The organism is Microbacterium bandirmense (assembly GCF_037204185.1).
Lineage (GTDB): Bacteria > Actinomycetota > Actinomycetes > Actinomycetales > Microbacteriaceae > Microbacterium > Microbacterium bandirmense.
The window spans coordinates 1-1,415 of the sequence record NZ_JBBDGM010000035.1; the positions used below are offsets into that span (position 1 = coordinate 1).

At 65.7% G+C, this 1,415-nt stretch carries 1 protein-coding gene; it reads left to right on the forward strand.

The genetic code is table 11. The features are described from left to right. Positions 1-81 precede the first annotated feature (81 nt). Positions 82-1,344 (forward strand): integrase catalytic domain-containing protein, encoded by a 1,263-nt coding sequence (locus WDU99_RS17210; RefSeq protein ID WP_337333695.1) that lies wholly within the window; start codon positions 82-84, stop codon positions 1,342-1,344. The last annotated feature ends 71 nt before the right edge of the window (positions 1,345-1,415 follow it).

The window sequence follows — 1,415 nt, forward strand, 5'->3', positions numbered from 1 at the left end:
CGACGAGACTCACGTAAGGTGCCCGCGAAACGCCTTCGGTGCCTCAAATGAGATTGCCCGCGTAATGGTGACGCTCGGGGCATGGGAAGTGAGTTGTCGATGGGTGCGCGTGTCGAGATCACGAAGAAGTACGCTCGCGAGTACGCGCGGGCCTCGAAGAAGGCGCGGGGGCGGCTGCTCGACGAGGTTGTCGCGGTCACGGGCTGGTCGCGGGATAACGCGCGTCGTCGTCTGGCGGCCGCGGCCAGGCCGGGCCCGCGGCCGGTCGCGAAGCCGCGGAAGCCGCGGCCCCGGAAGTTCTCGTACGACGCGACGAAGGTGCTGCAGCGGGTGTGGGCGTTCAGTGGGGCCCAGTGCGGGAAGTATCTCGCCGTCGCGATGGCTGACCTTCTGGACGCGTTGGAACGTCACGGTGAGCTCGTGCCGGGAAAGGATCGCTACTCACCGGTGGTGCGGGCGGAGTTGTTGGCGATGTCGCCGGCGACGATCGATCGTTACCTCGCCCCAGCGAAGGAGACGGACCCGTTGCGGGGCATCGCCGCGACCCGACCGTCACCGCTGCTGCGGTCCTCGATCACGGTCCGCAAAGCCGGCGACGAGGTCGAGAACGTGCCGGGGTTCTTCGAGGGCGATACCGTCGCTCACTGCGGACCGACCCTCAAGGGCGAGTTCTGTCGCACGTTGAACCTGACCGACATGAACACCGGGTGGACGTTCACCCGGTCGATCCGCAACAACGCGCACGTCCACATCCTCGCCGGGCTCACTCTGGCCGCCGAGACGATCCCGTACGAGATCACTGGGCTGGACTTCGACAACGGGTCGGAGTTCATCAACTACGACGTGATCGACTGGGCTGCGGACCGGAAGATCTTCTTCACCCGGTCGCGGCCCTACAAGAAGAACGACCAAGCCACGATCGAGTCGAAGAACAACCACCTGGTCCGCCGCTACGGCTTCTACTGGCGATACGACAACCCCGACGCGCTCATGGTCCTGAACCGGCTCTGGCCCGTGGTGAACGACCGGATGAACTACTTCACTCCGACCAAGAAGCCCATCGGTTGGAAGACCGATAGCGTGGGCCGCCGCACACGCGTCTACGACGAGCCGAAGACACCGTTCCAGCGGCTCCTCGACGCGGGCGTGCTCTCACCAGTCCAACAACGCGAGCTGCTCGAACATCGCGACAGCCTCAACCCCGCCGAACTCGCCCGCCGTATCCAATCGCTCCAGGACAGGCTCACCGCGATCGCGAAGCGCGCCACGCTGGACCTCGAGGCCAGCCTCGCCACACCCCCACCCGACACCACCCGCGGCGTCAAGCTCCGCCGCGCCGGTTAACCCCGTTTCGCGGGCATTCCTACGTGAGGCATCGAGCAACTTTCGCGGGCACCTTTACATGAGGCACTCCG

What these genes read in the sequence shown, in the direction of transcription:
- WDU99_RS17210 (WP_337333695.1), top strand. Translation starts at nt 82, where the DNA reads ATGGGAAGTGAGTTGTCGATGGGTGCGCGTGTCGAGATCACGAAGAAG.